This is a genomic window from Brevibacterium gallinarum, assembly GCF_014836885.1.
GTDB lineage: Bacteria > Actinomycetota > Actinomycetes > Actinomycetales > Brevibacteriaceae > Brevibacterium > Brevibacterium gallinarum.
The window spans coordinates 433,164-449,050 of the sequence record NZ_JACSPY010000001.1; the positions used below are offsets into that span (position 1 = coordinate 433,164).

A 15,887-nucleotide genomic window follows, 5' to 3' on the forward strand; every position below is an offset into this window, starting at 1 on the left:
GCCGCAGTGCGGCTACTCGGAGTGGTAGACGTCGAAGCTCTCGAGCAGCTGCTCGCGCGTCTCAAGCGACCGCCGCGACTGACGGCTCTGCGAGGCTGCCGTCGCTGCGGCGAGCGTCTGCACCACGGTGACCAGCGCTGTGACGGAGCGCATGACGGACGCGCCGGTGGTCTCGACATAGAAGACCGTCTGAGCGTGGTGCGTGAGCGGTGAGGACGGGTTGTCTGTCAGCGCGATTGTCGAAGCGCCCTGAGCTGCCGCCCACGAAAACGCCTCGACGGTGGCACGGGCATACCGCTGGATGGAGACGGCGACGACGCAGTCGCCTGCTCTGATGTCCCTCAGCTGGTCGGTGAGGGAGCCGTCAGCGCCGTGGAGCACTCGCACATCGTCGCGCACCAGGTCGAGGAGGTAGCCGAGCAGACCTGCCACCGGCGCACACTTCCGCATGCCGACAATGTGCACACGAAGCGACTCGGCAAGTGCCGCGACTGCCCGCTCCCAGTCGGGCTCGTCGATGCGCGCCATGCTCCGGGCGATGTTCGCTTGATCGAACTGCGCGGAGACTTCGAGCAGTGAGCGCCCGGCATCATCCAGCGATTCGAGCGAAGAGAACCGCCGGATCAGCTGCGCTTGGCTCTGCAGCCTCACGCGGCACAGCTTGACCAGACCGGGATACCCGTCGAACCCCAGGCTTCTCGCCACGCGCACAACAGTCGCCTCATTCACCCCAGCACTCTGGGCGAGCTCGGTGACCGTCATGAACGCAACGCCCTCAGGGTCGGACAGAATGCGCTGCCCGACTGCCTTCTGCGCCCTCGACATACTCGCCAATCGCCGGGAGAGAACATCGGCGAGCTCTTCGAAGGTCGCCGGGGCTTCGCATGCGTGCGCACCATCGTCGGTCATAGCTCAATCCTCCCATCTGTCCGCGCTGCGAACCGACCCCTTGCCCAATCGATATCGAATTGGCAGACTTAGTTCAATCTGCAAATTCTATTGCACAGAAGGTTCGGTTGATCGACGATGATCAAGCACTCGGCGACGTTGGCCATCAATGAGAAGATCGCCCAGCGTCGCGCCCGCGGAGAGACGGTCGTCCACCTCGGATTCGGTGAGGCCGGCATTCCCGTACTGCCCGAGGCAGCCGAAGTGCTGGCCTCTGCAGCCTCGCGCACTGATTATGGTCCGGTGGCCGGATCAGAGGATCTCCGTACCCAGATCGCCGGGTATTTCGACCGGCGGGGGCGTGCAACGCATCCGGAGCAGGTGCTGCCGGCCCCCGGAAGCAAGGCACTGCTGTACGCGCTCATCCAGAGCCTTCCGGGCGATGTCGTGCTGCCGCGCCCGTCATGGGTGAGCTACGCGGCGCAGGCTGCTCTCGCGGGCAAGAAGACCATCTGGGTCGATATACCGCGCGATGCGGGCGGGGTGCCGGACCCCGGCAAGCTGCAGCACCGACTCGACGAGGCGCGCCGACACGGAGCTGACCCCGGCATCCTCATCCTCACGATCCCCGACAACCCGACGGGAACCGTCGCTCCAGCAGCGACAGTCGAGGCCGTCTGCCGGATCGCCGCTGCCAACGGCATCACCATCGTGTCCGATGAGATCTACCGCGATCTCGCCTACGACGCGACGTCCTTCTGCACCCCAGCAGATTTTCTGCCGGACCGCACCTTCGTCACGAGCGGCCTGTCGAAGAGCATGGCGCTGGGAGGATGGCGTGTCGGCTTCGCACGCGTCCCCGCGACTGACGAGGGGGCCGCGGTTCGCGACGAGCTCATCGGAGTCGCCAGCGAAGTGTGGTCGAACATGGCGACTCCGATGCAGGAAGCGGCCTGCTGGATTCTGAGCGAACCGCCAGAGGTGTCAGCGCACGTCGCCCGGGCGCGGACCCTGCATCGATCAGTGAGCCTCGGCGTCCACGAGATATTCCGCTCAGCTGGAGCCGTCGCACGGACTCCTGCCGCTGCGTTCTACCAGTACCCGGATCTCGGCAGTTTCGAGACTGCGCTCAGACGACGCGGCGTCACCGGTGCGGAGGCGGTGTCCGATCATCTGCTGGAGACATACGGCATCGGCATGCTCAGCGGGGCAGCGTTCGGTGACGATCCCGCCGCGCTCCGTTTTCGCGTTGCCACGAGCCTGCTGTACGGATCCACCACGGAAGAGCGGTGGCGGGCGATGGAGTCAGCTGATCCACTCGAGCTGCCGTGGATTCGCAGTGCCCTCGATCGCCTCGGCGATGCGCTCGCCGATCTGAGCATCGATTCGGAAGGCGCGGATCGGGAATGGGAACGGGTGTGAGTGCCTGCCGCGTGCTGGACGGACCACGGCTTCCGGTCAGCGCAGTCGACGACATCAACAGCCGAACAACAGGAAGCGGAAGAACATGAAACACGGATTCGGACGAACACTGGCGGCCGCAGCAGCCGTCCTGACGCTCGCGCTTGCCGGGTGCGGGTCCGGAAGCGGTGGGGGAGGCTCGCAGACTGAAGCGGACTTCACGCGCGACCTGACCTTCGGCACCGGAGGAACGGCCGGGGTGTACTTCCCGTTGGGCAACGAGTACGCCCGGATTCTGGAGTCGAATGTCGATGGTCTGTCTGTCAATGCGATCGAAACCGACGGTTCAGTCGACAACGTGGGCCGGATATCGCGGAACGAACTCGAGCTTGCGCTCATCCAGTCGAATACCGTGAATGAGGCAGTCACCGGCACCGGTCAGTTCGCCGACGTCGACGAGCCGGTCGAGAACCTCGGATGGATCGGCCAGCTCTATCCCGAATCAGTTCAGGTGGTCACCGTCGACGGTTCGGGAGTCGCCTCGATGGACGACCTGAAGGGCAAGCGCATCGGGGTCGGGTCTCCAGGTTCGGGAACCCGGTCAGTCGCGGAGATGGTGTTGAGCGCACACGGCATCGAGGAAGGCGACTACGAACCCTACAGCCAGACCTTCGCCGACAGCCGGAGCCTTCTGCAGGACGGCAACCTCGACGCATCGATCGAGACGATCGGCGTCCCGGCCGCGTCGCTGACCGAGCTGGCCGCTACCACCGACGTGAAGCTCATTCCGCTTGACGAAGGCGTAGCCCAGGAGATCGCAGACGGGTCCTACTTCGAGACCTACACGATCCCCGGCGGAACCTACGAGTTCGTTCCCGAGGACGTTCCAACGGTGACGATGTACGCCACAGCGATCGCGTCGACGAGTCGAGTGAGCGAAGACGATGGCTATGCGATTGCCAAGACGATCTATGAGAAGGCCGGTGACATCACGCTTGCGCAGGGCGAGATGATCTCGCTGGATGACGCCCTGCTCGGACGCGGGGATGTGCCCCTTCATCCCGGAGCAGAGAAATACTTCACGGAGGAAGGTCTGCTCGACTGATTTTGGGCGTTTCAGGGCGCAGACAGCATGTAAAGTCTATGTGAACGTGATACCGGCCCTGCGCCAGGTCATCTGCGTGGGGATGCCCGGCCGGGTGTTCCCGCGCGGCTGCGCCATAGCCTACGGAGTAGACGATGAACTCGACGAGAACCCCGCGCGACGACGAGAAGCCTGAGGGCGGCAGCACCGCCGCAGGCCGCGCAGCCGAACGCAATGACGCCGGCGACCCCGGCGCTGCTGCCACCGACGCCTACCGCGACGCCAAGCACCACGGCGCCGCGTCGGAGACCGCCGGCGACGCGGACGTCGATGCCAGCAACGTCGCCGTCATGAGCTCGGCCGAAGCCGAGGAGAAGGCCCAGGAGGTGCTGCGCGAGCACGACACCGCCTCCCGCCACCGTGTGGACTCCGAACTCGGGCCGTGGCGATGGCTCATCTTCATCCTCGCGCTCGGCCTCACCGGGTTCCAGCTCTACACCGCCTTCGCAGGCTCCCGCCCGACCCTCATCCAGGGTGCGATCCACGTCGGCGGTGCGATGGGGCTCATCTTCCTGCTCTACCCCCTGCACCGCAGCCTGAGCCTGCGGGAGGACACCAAACCGGCACTGTACTGGGGCTCCCTGGTCCTCGACACGATCCTTGCGTTCGCCGCGATGGGCTGCTCGGCCTACATGGTCTTCAACTACGACTACCTCACCGGCGTGCAGGTCCAGATGTTCGGCTACAGCGACTTCGACACGTTCGTCGCCCTCGTCGGCATCCTCCTCATCCTCGAAGGCACCCGCCGCTGCGTCGGCCTGCCCATCGTCATCATCGCCACTCTGGCGCTGCTGTACTTCTGGCTCGGCAAGTACTCGCCGATCCTGCCGTACCACGGCACCACCTGGCAGAACATGGTCCAGCAGACCTGGTACTCCTCGCGGTCGGTCTTCGGCATCCCGATCCAGGTGTCGTCGACCTTCGTGTTCCTGTTCCTGCTGTTCGGCGTCGTGCTCGTGCGCACCAACATCGGCGCCTACTTCAACGGCCTGGCCTTCCGCCTGACCGGCAAGTTCGCCGGCGGGCCGGCCAAGGCAGCCGTCGTCGCCTCGGCGATGCAGGGCACCGTCACCGGCTCCTCGGTCGCCAATGCTGTGGCCTCGGGCTCCTTCACCATCCCGATGATGAAGAAGGTCGGCTTCAAGGCGAAGTTCGCAGCCGCCACCGAGGCGACCGCCTCGACCGGCGGGCAGATCATGCCCCCGATCATGGGCGCTGCCGTGTTCATCATGGCCGAGTACACCGGCATCGCCTACTCGACGATCATCCTCGTGGCGGTCATCCCGGCGTTCCTGTATTTCGCCGGTGTCATGCTCGCCGTGCACTTCGAAGCCAAGCGCAATCGCATCCACGGCATGCGCATGGACCAGCTGCCGAGCTGGAAGTACCTGCTCATGCGTATCGACCAGCTGCTGCCGCTGGCCATCATCATCTACATGCTCATGTCCGGCACCACCCCGGCGAAGGCCGCCCTGTGGGGCATCGGCACCGCACTCGTGCTCAGCTTCTTCCGGGAGTCGACCCGCCTGAGCATCCGCGGTGTCTTCGAGGTCCTCGAATCCGGTGCCCGTGTCGCCCTGCCGGTCATCGCCGCCTGTGCCACCGCCGGCATGGTCGCCGGCATCGTCACCGCCACCGGCCTCGGCGGCCGTCTGGCCGACGGCATCCTCACAGCCGCCGGGGAGAACTTCTTCCTCGTCATGTTCTTCACCATGCTCGCCTGCCTGGTGCTGGGCATGGGACTGCCGACGACGGCGAACTACGTCGTCACCGCCACGGTGGCCGCGCCGATCCTCATCAGCAACTTCGATGTCCCGATCCTGGCCGCTCACCTGTTCGTGTTCTACTTCGGTCTGCTCGCCGACATCACCCCGCCGGTGTGCCTGGCCGCCTACGCCGCCTCCGGCATCGCCGGATCGAATCCGCTCAAGTCCGGTGTCACCGCCTTCCGGGTGGCGATCGCCGGATTCATCGTGCCCTATGTCTTCGTCACCGCACCGGGCCTGATCTTCCAGACCGACGACACCGTCGTGCACTTCCTGCAGGTGTTCATCACCGCGCTGCTGGGCATGACGGCGATCTCCGCGGCGACAGCCGGGTACTTCTTCGACCACCTGCACTGGTGGGAGCGGATCGTGCTCATCGCCGCCGGCATCACGATGCTCATCCCAACTCTGTGGATCTCGCTCATCGGCATCGCCGTCGCCGTGCTCATGGCGCTCCTGCAGCGCATGCGCGCCAAGCGCCGCGACGGTTCGGCACCGCCTGCCGAAACAACAGCTGCCGCCGGCGCCGAGGCGTAGGCTGGGCCTGTGTGCCGACCGCCCGTGTGTGCCCGAACACACGGGCGGTTCAGCATTCATTCACATGCCCTGCCTAGAATGGGACGCAATGACCACCGGCCCTCACGGGCCGGAAAGCCACCTGCTGTCGAACTGAAGGGACGTCTGTGACCGCGATCAGCCTGGGAATGCCCGCTCCGCCGCCGCCGGTTCTCAACCCCCGGCGCAAGACCCGCCAGATCAAGGTCGGGAAAGTCGGAGTCGGCTCGGATTCCCCGATCAGCGTCCAGTCGATGACGACGACGAAGACCACCGACATCAACTCCACCCTGCAGCAGATCGCCGAGCTCACCGCCGCTGGCTGCGACATCGTGCGTGTGGCCTGCCCTTCGGCCGATGACGCCGAGGCGCTGCCGGCGATCGCGCAGAAGAGCCAGATCCCGGTCATCGCCGACATCCACTTCCAGCCCAAGTACGTCTTCGCCGCGATCGACGCCGGATGTGCCGGTGTGCGGGTCAACCCCGGCAACATCCGCAAGTTCGACGACCAGGTCAAGGAGATCTCCAAGGCCGCCGCCGACGCCGGCGTCTCGATCCGCATCGGCGTCAACGCCGGATCGCTGGACAAGCGGATCATGGACAAGTACGGCAAGGCCACCCCCGAGGCGCTCGTCGAGTCCGCGGTGTGGGAGGCCTCCCTGTTCGAAGAGCACGGGTTCAGCGACTTCAAGATCTCCGTCAAGCACCACGACCCGGTCGTTATGGTCCGCGCTTACGAGCTGCTCGCCGAAGCCGGCGACTGGCCGCTGCACCTCGGCGTCACCGAGGCCGGCCCGGCCTTCCAGGGCACCATCAAGTCCGCCACCGCCTTCGGAGCGCTGCTGAGCCAGGGCATCGGCGACACCATCCGCGTGTCCCTGTCGGCCCCGCCGGTCGAGGAGATCAAGGTCGGCAACCAGATCCTCGAATCCCTCAACCTCAAACCGCGCACCCTCGAGATCGTCTCCTGCCCGTCGTGCGGACGCGCCCAGGTCGACGTCTACGAACTCGCCGACAAGGTCACCGCCGGACTCGAAGGCCTCGAAGTGCCGCTGCGGGTGGCTGTCATGGGCTGCATCGTCAACGGGCCCGGCGAGGCCCGCGAAGCCGACCTCGGCGTGGCCAGCGGCAACGGCAAGGGACAGATCTTCGTCAAGGGCGAGGTCATCAAGACCGTGCCGGAGGCCAAGATCGTCGAGACACTCATCGAAGAGGCCATGCGGATCGCCGAGGAGAACGGCGACCCGGCCGGCCCACCGGAGGTCGTCGTCGGCTGACCGGCACAGCTCTGCAAGGGCTGTCCGATCGCCCCACCTGGGAAGGACGTGGACGCGTGACACTGGCACCACTGCGCGCCATGGACACCCAGTGGCTGCGCGACACGATCGCAGCCGACCCCGCCGGCTACGCCTATGCCGCACGACTGCTCGAGCACACCGGCACCGCTGAGATCGACACGCCTGCCGGACGGCTGTGGGGCTGGTTCATCCACGGCCGGCCGGTGAGCGCCTACTACATCGGCGGCACCATCATGCCGATTTCCGCGACCACCGGCGGCAATGCCGCGGTCGCCCGGATGCTCAACGCTCGCGGCCGCTACATGTGCTCACTCGTCGGCCCCGCCAACGCCGTCCTCGACCTGCACCACCGGCTGACCTGGGGCGTGCCCAGGGTGCTGCGGCCCAAGCAGCCGCTGCTCATCGCCGACCGTGAACCCGACACCACCGCTGATCGGCGGGTGCGCCTCGGCCGGCCCGAGGAGATCGACATCGTCTTCGAAGCCGCGGTGCACATGTTCACCGAAGAAGTCGGCTTCTCACCGATCGAAATGGGCAAATCCGGCTACTTCCACCGGGTGCGCGGTCTGCTGAGCGCCGGTGAGACCTTCCTCATCACCAGCCGCCACGGCCCCGACGGTGGGCCGATCCGCCGCTACCCGGCACCGGAGTCGGACGAGCAGGTGGTGTTCAAGGCCGATGTCGGCATCCGGTCTGCAGCGGTTGCCCAGATCCAGGGCGTGTGGGTGCATCCGGACTTCCGCGGCCGCGGCCTGGCCGCCCCCGCCGTGCTGGCGGCGACCGAACAGGTCAAGGCGACGATGAGCCCGCTGGTGAGCCTGTACGTCAACGCCTTCAACGAACCGGCCCTGAGCACTTACCGGCGTGCCGGCTACCGGCAGATCGGCACCTACGCCACCGTCATCTACTGACCGGAGGATCGGCAGCCGCTCATTGCCCTGAGGGCCGGCAGCCGCCTACTGACCTGAGGATCGGTAGCCGCGCAACCGGTCGAGTTCGCGGCGATCCTTCTTCGTCGGCCGGCCCAGCCCTTTGTCACGCCGCGGGGTGAACCCGCGCAGTGCCGGGTCCGGTGCCGGGGTGCGGTCGTCATACAGCTGCTGGGCCAGTGTCGCCGGCCCGCGCCGGTCGGTGAAGCCGCGGACGACGAGGATCTGCTCGAAGCCGGCCTTGCGCACCCGGATCGTGTCGCCGATGCGCACCTTCTGCGCAGCCTTGACCCGCTGCCCGTCGACATGAACGTGCCCGCCCCGGCAGGCGGTCGTGGCCGCCGAACGGGTCTTGAAGATCCGGGCCGTCCACAGCCACAGGTCGACGCGCTGGCTGCGTTCAGGCGAGAAGTCGGGGCTCATGTCCATCGTCCCCACAGCCTAGCGCTTACGGGGTCGGCTGACCGCCGTTGACATTGAGCGTCTCACCGATGACGTAGCTCGACTCAGGAGAGGTGAGGAACACATACGCCGGCGCCAGTTCGGTCGGCTGCCCGGCCCGGCCGAGGGGAGTGCCCCTGCCGAACTCCGGCAGCGCCTCCTTCGGCTGGCCGTCCGAGACCTGCAGCGGCGTCCAGATCGGGCCCGGCGCCACCGCATTCACGCGGATGCCGCGCGGGGCCAGCTGCTGGGCCAGTCCCTTCGTGAAGTTGTTGATCGCCGCCTTCGTCGAGGCGTAGTCGAGCAGGTGCGGGGAGGGGTCGTAGGCCTGCACCGAGGTCGAGTTCACGATCGTCGACCCGGCCGGCATCACCGTGATCGCCTCCTGGGTGATGCGGTAGATCGCGTGGATGTTGGTGGCGAACGTCGTCGTCCACTGCTCATCGGCCAGCTCGCCGAAGTCCTCGACGGCGATCTGCTTGCCGGCGTTGTTCACCAGCGCGTCGAGTCCGCCGAGGGCCTGCTCGGCATCCGCGACCAGCCGGCGGCAGAAAGCGGCATCGGTCAGATCACCGGGGAACAGGAACGCCCGCTGCCCGGACTCCTCGATCCAGCCTCTGATCTCCTGGGCATCGGCCTCCTCATCCGGCAGATACGACAGGGCGACGTCAGCGCCCTCACGGGCGAACGCGATCGCCACGGCCGCACCGATCCCGGAGTCGGCCCCGGTGATGAGCGCCTTGCGGCCGACGAGCCGGCCGGTGCCGCGATAGGAGCGCTGCCCGCGATCGGTCTGCGGGCTCAGAGACTGGTCGAGGCCGGGTTCGGGCTGATGCTGCTGCGGCGGGCGGATCTCGGGGAAGCGGGTGACGGGGTTGAGGAAGGTCAGCTGGTCGTGGTGCTCTGCTGCATTCATGTCTCGAGCCTAGTCGTCGCCCGGCGCCGGGACAACGGTTCCAATAGCTCAACCTGCCTTGCCGGAAAGGCGACCGATCCCGAGGCGGTGGTCGCCACCGCCTCGGGACCGGTGTGTCAGCGGTGCCCTGGTGCCGCGCAGCAGGGCCCGCTGAGCGCGGTGGGCACGCGGTTCGGCAGTGATAGAGTCCGAGGTGACCGTCCTGAGAACGAACTAGGGGAGAACACCTTCATGGCCCTGCGGATGTCGACGCTGTTTGCGCGCACCCTGAAAGAAGACCCGGTCGATGCCGAGGTCGCCAGCCATAAGCTGCTGCACCGCGGCTCCTACATCCGCCGTGCCGCCCCAGGAATCTACACGTGGCTGCCGCTCGGGCTCGAGGTGCTGCGCCGCATCGAGAACATCGTGCGCCAGGAGATGGTCGCCGCCGGTTCCCAGGAAGTCCACTTCCCGGCGCTGCTGCCGGCCGGTCCCTACGAGGCCTCGGGCCGCTGGGAGACCTACGGTGACGGGATCTTCAGGCTCAAGGACCGCAAGGAAGCCGACTACCTGCTCGCGCCGACCCACGAGGAGCTGTTCACGCTGCTCGTCAAGGACCTGTACTCCTCGTACAAGGACCTGCCGCTGAGCATCTTCCAGATCCAGACGAAGTACCGCGACGAGGCGCGCCCGCGCGCCGGCCTGCTGCGCGGACGCGAGTTCATCATGAAGGACGCCTACTCCTTCGACATCGACGACGCCGGGCTCGACGAGTCCTACCAGATCATGCGCGATGCCTACATTCGCATCTACGAGCGCCTCGGACTGCCCTACGTCATCGTCGAGGCGACCTCCGGGGCGATGGGCGGCTCGGGCACCGAGGAGTTCCTCTACCCCTCCGAGGTCGGTGAGGACACCTACGTGCGCACCGCAGGCGGATACGCCGCCAACGTCGAGGCCGTCACCACGCTCGTCGGCGAGCCGCTCGATGCCTCGGATGCGCCGGCCGCGCACAAGGAGACGACCCCGGAGGCGAACACCATCGCCTCCCTGGTCGAGGTCTCCAATGAGCTCTTCGCCCGCGAAGACCGCCCGTGGCAGGCCGCGGACATGATGAAGCTCGTCATGTGCACCCTCGTCCACCCCGACGGGCAGCGCGAGGTCATCGCCATCGGCCTGCCCGGTGACCGGGAAGTCGACCTCGACCGGGCCGCCGGCTCCGGGATGCTCTCCAGCGGCGAGATCGACCTCGAACCGGCGAGCGCGGAGGACCTGGCCAAGCACCCGGACATCGTCGCCGGCTACATCGGCCCCGGCACCTCGCTGGCCGACCAGGTGCTCGGCTCCGAGGGCAGCTCCGGCGTGCGCTTCTTCGTCGACCCGCGCATCACCCGTAAGGGTTCGCGCTGGGTGGCCGGCGGCAACGAGGCCGGCACCCACGTCTACGACCTCGTCCTCGGCCGCGACTTCACCGTCGACGGTGTGCTCGAAGTCGCCGAGGTCCGCGAAGGCGATCCGGCCCCGGACGGCTCCGGCCCGCTGGAGCTGGCCCGCGGTGTGGAGATCGGCCAGATCTTCAAGCTCGGCACCCGCTACGCCGAGGCCCTCGACCTCAAGGTGCTCGACGAGAACGGCAAGACCCAGGTCGTGACGATGGGCTCCTACGGTGTCGGCGTTACCCGCGCCATGGCCTGCATCGCCGAGGAGAACCACGACGACAAGGGCCTCATCTGGCCCCAGCACCTGGCGCCGGCCGACGTGCACATCGTCGCCACCGGCAAGGGTGCAGAACCGCTCGAGGCCGCCGAGAAGATCACCGCCGAGCTCGAGTCGATGGGCGTGCGCGTCCTGCTCGACGACCGCCCGAAGGCCTCACCGGGCGTGAAGTTCGGCGACGCCGAACTGCTCGGCGTGCCGACGATCCTCGTCGTCGGCCGCGGCCTGGCCGAGGGCAGACTGGAGCTGCGCGACCGCCGCACCGGCGAAGCGACCGACGTGCCGGTCGAGGACGCCGTCGCCCGCACCGTCGAAGCTGTCGATGCGAAGTACCAGGAGCTCGGCGCCAAGCGCGGCGAACTCTGAGCTGAGCCTCCGCAGCGGCCGGGACACGCAACCGTGTCCCGGCCGCTGTGCTGTGTCTGCTGCTGTGCCCCAGCGTCTGCTGTCAGGGCTGAACTGTTGTCAGGGCTGAACTGTTGTCAGGGTTGAACTGCAACCAGGGTGCATCTGCCGTCACGGCTCATCTGCTGTCAAGGTTCATGACGAACAACGGCGCTACACGACCGCAGGTGACACCAGACGTCGGCACATGACGCCACCGGCGCCTCGGGAACGGGCCAGCCGTCAGGCTGGGCGTGTCGCACCGACACCCGACTGTTCTGGAGGACCCATGACCGACACTCCCGTCTCCCCAGCCGCCGGCCTCGCCACCCCATTGACGTTCGCCTACTGGGTGCCCAACGTCTCCGGCGGGCTCGTGATCTCCGAGATCGAGCAGCGCACCAGCTGGGACTTCGACTACAACCGCACCCTGGCCCGCATCGCCGAGGACGCCGGCTTCGAATACGCGCTCACCCAGACCCGCTACGCCGCCAGCTACGGCGCAGCCTCTCAGCATGAGGCGACGAGCTTCTCATTGGCCCTGCTCGGTGCGACCGAGCGGCTCAAGGTCATCGCCGCCGTCCACCCGGGCATGTGGCACCCGGGCGTGCTCGCAAAGTACATCATCACCGCCGATCACCTCTCCGGCGGCCGCGCGGCGGTCAACATCGTCTCCGGCTGGCTCACGCAGGAGTTCACCGGCTTCGGGCTGCCGTGGCTGGAACACGATGAGCGCTATGTGCGTACCGAGGAGTTCATCGACGCGCTGCGCGGACTCTGGACCCAGGCCGGCTACTCGCAGGAGGGCGAGTACTACTCGATCGAGGACTTCACGCTCTCCCCGCAGCCTGTCGAGGTGCCCGGGCGGGCGCATCCGGAGATCTTCTTCGGCGGCAACTCGACTGCCGCCCAGGCCGTTGCCGGGCGCACCGCCGACTGGTATTTCTCCAACGGCCGCACCCTGGAGGATTTCAGCGACAACATCGCAGGCGTGCTGGCGGCAGCGGAGTCCGGTCAGCGGCGCGCAGCCGCCGCGCCCCGGTTCGGGCTCAATGGTTTCGTCATCGCCCGTGATACCCACGCCGAGGCGGTCGAGACGCTGCGGGAGATCGTCGGCAAGGCCCACCGGCCGGCCGTCGACGGCTTCGCCTCCGCGGTCAGGGAGGCCGGGGCGGCGACTGCGGACGGGAAGGGGATGTGGGCCGATTCGAGCTTCGAGGACCTCGTGCAGTACAACGACGGGTTCAAGACCGGGCTCATCGGCACCCCGGATGAGATCGCTGAACGGATCGTCGAGTACAAGAAGATCGGCGTCAACCTGTTCCTCACCGGTTACCTGCACTTCCAGGAGGAGGTCGAGCACTTCGGCCGCGAGATCATCCCGCGGGTGCGTGCGCTCGAAGCTGACCTCGCCCGAGCCCATGGCGTCGAGCTGCAGGCCGGCCTGCAGCCGGCGGCAGCGATTGTGTGAGGTGATGCGATAAGCAGCAGACCGAGATCAGGCACGCAGGGGCCGGAACCGTGGAGGTTCCGGCCCCTGCCGCGTCGATGCTCTCCAGCGTCAGCCGACCGGCACGCGCTCAGCCGACCGGTACGCAGTCAGCCGACCGGCACGCGCACCGGTGCAGTCAGGTGCCGGTCGAGTTCGGTGAGGAAGCCGGCGGTCGCGCCCGACACCTCGGCGGCGGCTCCAGGGGAGATGACGCCGGCGCCAGCGCTGATGTGGGCGGAGTTGATGAACCGGCCGGCGGCGATCGACGTCGCCCCAAGGGTTGAGAGCAGCGGCTTGAGGCCGTGGTCGAGGGCGAGGATATGGCCATCGGAGCCGCCGGTCAGCAGCGGCAGCACCGGCACGCCGCGCAGCACACCCACCGGCAGCACATCGCAGAAGGTCTTGAGCAGCCCTGAATAGCTTGCCTGGTAGACGGGTGTGCCGACGACGAGGGCGTCAGCGGCCTGCACCTCGGTGAGGGCGGCAGCCAGCTGCGGCTGGTCGGTCCGGGCGAGCAGCAGCGCCTCGGCAGGCAGGCTGCGCAGGTTCATCAGGGTCGTGTTGTACCCGTGCATCCGCAGGTCGTCGGCGACGTGGATGAGGAGCGCCTCGGTCGAGGAGCGGGTCGAGGGGCTGCCGTTGAGGAGGACAATGCGCGGCATGGGATTCCGGCCTTTCGCCACGGGGACAGGCTGACCGTTCACACGCTAAAGCGCACCGCGGGCAGGGACGAGCCTGACCGTCATGTCATGTCATCGCCTGTCATATGACGTCACGTCCGGACAGCCGGCACGGTTCAGCCGAGGCGCTTGAGGTCGTGGGCGCTGACGCCGCCGACGCTGACCCCGCACATCGCCCGGCACACCCACAGCGAGCGGGCGGCATCGCCGAAGGCCTTCTGCGTGCCCTTATAGGCCGAGCGCAGATACCAGAACATGTTCTCCAGCTCCCGCACCACCGTCGCCCCCATGCCGTAGGCGGCTTCGATCTCAGCGTGATGGCACAGCCGGTGGGCGAACTCGCGCAGCCACTGCGCCTGCTCCTCACCGGTGGGCCGGGGGATCTCATACAGCCGGTTCCACAGCACCGGGGCGACCATATAGGCCGTCGGGCCGATCAGCGGCTGCGGGTCGATCGCCTTCCAGGTGGCGACTCCGTTGAGGTCCGGGTGACCAGCGAGGATGTTGTAGTAGTGCAGGTCGGCGTGCAGCAGCCAGTGCTCATCGGAGTACGCCAGCTTCTCCATCCACATCCGGGCGCTGTCGAGCACCTGATAGTCCTGGGCGGAGAATTCCGGGAAGTCGCGCACGAGCGCGCAGTCGGCCTGGAAGGTCTCCAGCCATTTCGCAGCGATGTCCTGAACGCGCACGAACCCCGGCACGCCGGGGACCTTGAGCGCGCGGACGAGCTGGCCCCAGATCGGCGGCACGCTGCCCAGCGGCTCGGTCGAAAGGTTGACGGTGGTGCGCAGCCGCTCCTGCAGCGTCGCCCGGAACGAGCTGTCCTGTTCGAACACGCGCACCGCACCGTGGCCCTGCCAGGCCTGCAGGGCCTCGAGGACCTGCCGGTGGACCTGCGGGTTGGCGGTGTTGGGGGCGGCGAAGCGGATGATCGCCTGATAGTTCTCCTGCGTCAGCACCGGGATGACGAGGCTCTCGGCTCCGGCCCACGGCGAACCGGGCACCGGGTCGCGGGTGAGCTTCCACCGGTCGAGCAGCTCGATGAGCATGAAGTCCAGCGCCTGCGCCCACGCGCCGGCGTATTCGGCGCCGATCACCTCAGCAGCCGAATTGAACAGCACAGCAGGTACGCGCATCGTCATCCTTCCGTTGTCGGCGTGGCGGTGGCAGGGTCGGTGATGTCGAAGCGCAGCGTCTGCAGCTGCCCGAGCTGTGCGCGGGCTGAAGCTGACTGCCACAGGCTCGCCAGCCCCAAGCGCGGGGCCTGCACATCGTCACCGAAGAGCGGCTGGATCCGCGTGATGAGCGCATCCTCATAGGCGGCGCCGGCCGTCTCTGCTCCGGCGCTGGCCGGATCCGGGTCGATCTGCCAGGCCGGCCGATTCTCCGCAGCCGGGTGGCCGGCGTCGGCCAGCCGCTCATTGGCCAGGTCGGCTGCGACATCGAGTTCGGTGATCCGGGTGCGCATCATCTGGCGGGCGGGCGCGTCAGCGGGGACGAGCACGGCGGTGCGCTCGTAGGCGTACGAGCCCTGATAGCAGGCCTCAGCGAAGGCGGTCAGCGCCTGCTGCTGCGGATCGGCGTCCTCGTCCTCGCCGGCCGGGGTGGCGCTGCCGTCGCTCGGCGAGGCACCGGCGTCGGTGTCCGGCCGGTCGGCCGGCACAGCGCGGATCGTCTCCAGCAGCGCCTCGGCCCGGTCATCGCCGGCCTGCTGCAGGTGCAGCACCGCACCGACAGCGACATCGGCCAGCACCGCGCGCATCGAGTCGAGGTCATCGAAGTGGGTCACGATCGCCTCGGCGGCGGCATGTAGCCCGTCGGCATAGGTGTAGGAGTCCGGGCCCGAGGTGTGGGTCGGGGTGACGAGTTCGCTCGGCGGCGCCCACTCGGGCCCGACTGCTGCAGCCAGGGTGTCCACCACCTCGGCGTCGGTGCCATCGGCCTCGGTGCGGGCTAGGATCCGGGCGACGGTGTTGCGCACCTCATCAGCGGTCGAGAGCGCAGGGACCTCCGGGTCGCGGTCGAGGCGCAGGCCGCAGCCGGAGAGCGCGAGCACCAGCGCTGCCGCCCCACCGATGAGTGTCCGGCGGCTGATCCTCTTCCCCTGCAATGCCATGCTGACAATCCTAACGGCATTAACCGGTCCGCCAGTCCATGGTCGGACCGCCTCGGTTGTGATACGCCGCGAACCCGGGATAAGTGAGTTGTTCTAACGTCAGCCTCAAACTCAAATCCGGGCTGTGACCCGAATTGGACGGTTGGTGGTGTATGCGCCTTCGTGCGTGTGTCTGTGCGTGT

General features: G+C 67.5%; 13 protein-coding genes. 7 read left to right on the top strand and 6 right to left on the bottom strand.

Features of this window, described 5'->3' with window-relative positions:
- Window positions 1-12: 12 nt before the first annotated feature.
- A complete protein-coding gene (locus tag H9634_RS02165) occupies window positions 13-909 on the bottom strand; it encodes a MurR/RpiR family transcriptional regulator (protein WP_191725153.1) in 897 nt (298 codons plus the stop codon).
- 117 nt (window positions 910-1,026) lie between these two features.
- Between H9634_RS02165 and H9634_RS02170 the strand changes: the two genes are divergently transcribed.
- The 5 genes from H9634_RS02170 to H9634_RS02190 all read left to right on the top strand — a co-directional run bounded on the left by H9634_RS02170 (window position 1,027) and on the right by H9634_RS02190 (window position 7,963).
- Window positions 1,027-2,310, top strand: a complete 1,284-nt coding sequence (locus H9634_RS02170; protein WP_191725154.1) for a pyridoxal phosphate-dependent aminotransferase — start codon at window positions 1,027-1,029, stop codon at window positions 2,308-2,310.
- A gap of 85 nt (window positions 2,311-2,395) precedes the next feature.
- Window positions 2,396-3,394, top strand: coding sequence for a TAXI family TRAP transporter solute-binding subunit (locus H9634_RS02175; RefSeq protein WP_191725155.1), 999 nt, complete (start codon window positions 2,396-2,398; stop codon window positions 3,392-3,394).
- A gap of 134 nt (window positions 3,395-3,528) precedes the next feature.
- A complete protein-coding gene (locus H9634_RS02180; protein WP_225210459.1) occupies window positions 3,529-5,736 on the top strand; it encodes a TRAP transporter permease in 2,208 nt (735 codons plus the stop codon).
- 146 nt (window positions 5,737-5,882) lie between these two features.
- The gene (ispG, locus tag H9634_RS02185; RefSeq protein ID WP_175292842.1) at window positions 5,883-7,031 is read left to right on the top strand and encodes a flavodoxin-dependent (E)-4-hydroxy-3-methylbut-2-enyl-diphosphate synthase; all 1,149 of its coding nucleotides are present in this window, start codon (window positions 5,883-5,885) and stop codon (window positions 7,029-7,031) included.
- A gap of 56 nt (window positions 7,032-7,087) precedes the next feature.
- Window positions 7,088-7,963, top strand: a complete 876-nt coding sequence (locus H9634_RS02190) for a GNAT family N-acetyltransferase (protein ID WP_318244972.1) — start codon at window positions 7,088-7,090, stop codon at window positions 7,961-7,963.
- A gap of 45 nt (window positions 7,964-8,008) precedes the next feature.
- On the opposite strand, the gene H9634_RS02195 is transcribed toward H9634_RS02190, so the two are convergent.
- Complete coding sequence (locus tag H9634_RS02195; RefSeq protein WP_191725156.1) at window positions 8,009-8,404, bottom strand: RNA-binding S4 domain-containing protein; 396 nt, start codon at window positions 8,402-8,404, stop codon at window positions 8,009-8,011.
- 25 nt (window positions 8,405-8,429) lie between these two features.
- On the bottom strand, window positions 8,430-9,338 hold the full coding sequence (locus tag H9634_RS02200) for an SDR family oxidoreductase (protein ID WP_318244973.1): 909 nt from the start codon (window positions 9,336-9,338) through the stop codon (window positions 8,430-8,432).
- A 231-nt stretch (window positions 9,339-9,569) separates the two neighbouring features.
- Between H9634_RS02200 and H9634_RS02205 the strand changes: the two genes are divergently transcribed.
- Both H9634_RS02205 and sfnG read left to right on the top strand, forming a co-directional pair.
- On the top strand, window positions 9,570-11,399 hold the full coding sequence (locus H9634_RS02205; RefSeq protein ID WP_191725157.1) for a proline--tRNA ligase: 1,830 nt from the start codon (window positions 9,570-9,572) through the stop codon (window positions 11,397-11,399).
- 307 nt (window positions 11,400-11,706) lie between these two features.
- Entirely contained in the window at window positions 11,707-12,888 is a 1,182-nt protein-coding gene (sfnG, locus tag H9634_RS02210; protein ID WP_191725158.1) for a dimethylsulfone monooxygenase SfnG, read from the top strand.
- A gap of 128 nt (window positions 12,889-13,016) precedes the next feature.
- Here sfnG and H9634_RS02215 read toward each other — a convergent pair whose 3' ends face one another.
- From H9634_RS02215 to H9634_RS02225, 3 genes are all read right to left on the bottom strand, one after another.
- Complete coding sequence (locus H9634_RS02215; RefSeq protein WP_191725159.1) at window positions 13,017-13,571, bottom strand: NAD(P)H-dependent oxidoreductase; 555 nt, start codon at window positions 13,569-13,571, stop codon at window positions 13,017-13,019.
- 134 nt (window positions 13,572-13,705) lie between these two features.
- On the bottom strand, window positions 13,706-14,725 hold the full coding sequence (locus H9634_RS02220) for an aminoglycoside phosphotransferase family protein (protein WP_175292838.1): 1,020 nt from the start codon (window positions 14,723-14,725) through the stop codon (window positions 13,706-13,708).
- Between the two features lie 2 nt (window positions 14,726-14,727).
- Entirely contained in the window at window positions 14,728-15,705 is a 978-nt protein-coding gene (locus H9634_RS02225) for a hypothetical protein (RefSeq protein WP_191725160.1), read from the bottom strand.
- Window positions 15,706-15,887: the final 182 nt, after the last annotated feature.

What these genes read in the sequence shown, in the direction of transcription:
- H9634_RS02165 (WP_191725153.1), bottom strand. Translation starts at nt 909, where the DNA reads ATGACCGACGATGGTGCGCACGCATGCGAAGCCCCGGCGACCTTCGAA.
- H9634_RS02170 (WP_191725154.1), top strand. Translation starts at nt 1,027, where the DNA reads ATGATCAAGCACTCGGCGACGTTGGCCATCAATGAGAAGATCGCCCAG.
- H9634_RS02175 (WP_191725155.1), top strand. Translation starts at nt 2,396, where the DNA reads ATGAAACACGGATTCGGACGAACACTGGCGGCCGCAGCAGCCGTCCTG.
- H9634_RS02180 (WP_225210459.1), top strand. Translation starts at nt 3,529, where the DNA reads ATGAACTCGACGAGAACCCCGCGCGACGACGAGAAGCCTGAGGGCGGC.
- H9634_RS02195 (WP_191725156.1), bottom strand. Translation starts at nt 8,404, where the DNA reads ATGAGCCCCGACTTCTCGCCTGAACGCAGCCAGCGCGTCGACCTGTGG.
- H9634_RS02200 (WP_318244973.1), bottom strand. Translation starts at nt 9,338, where the DNA reads ATGAATGCAGCAGAGCACCACGACCAGCTGACCTTCCTCAACCCCGTC.
- H9634_RS02205 (WP_191725157.1), top strand. Translation starts at nt 9,570, where the DNA reads ATGGCCCTGCGGATGTCGACGCTGTTTGCGCGCACCCTGAAAGAAGAC.
- sfnG (WP_191725158.1), top strand. Translation starts at nt 11,707, where the DNA reads ATGACCGACACTCCCGTCTCCCCAGCCGCCGGCCTCGCCACCCCATTG.
- H9634_RS02215 (WP_191725159.1), bottom strand. Translation starts at nt 13,571, where the DNA reads ATGCCGCGCATTGTCCTCCTCAACGGCAGCCCCTCGACCCGCTCCTCG.
- H9634_RS02220 (WP_175292838.1), bottom strand. Translation starts at nt 14,725, where the DNA reads ATGCGCGTACCTGCTGTGCTGTTCAATTCGGCTGCTGAGGTGATCGGC.
- H9634_RS02225 (WP_191725160.1), bottom strand. Translation starts at nt 15,705, where the DNA reads ATGGCATTGCAGGGGAAGAGGATCAGCCGCCGGACACTCATCGGTGGG.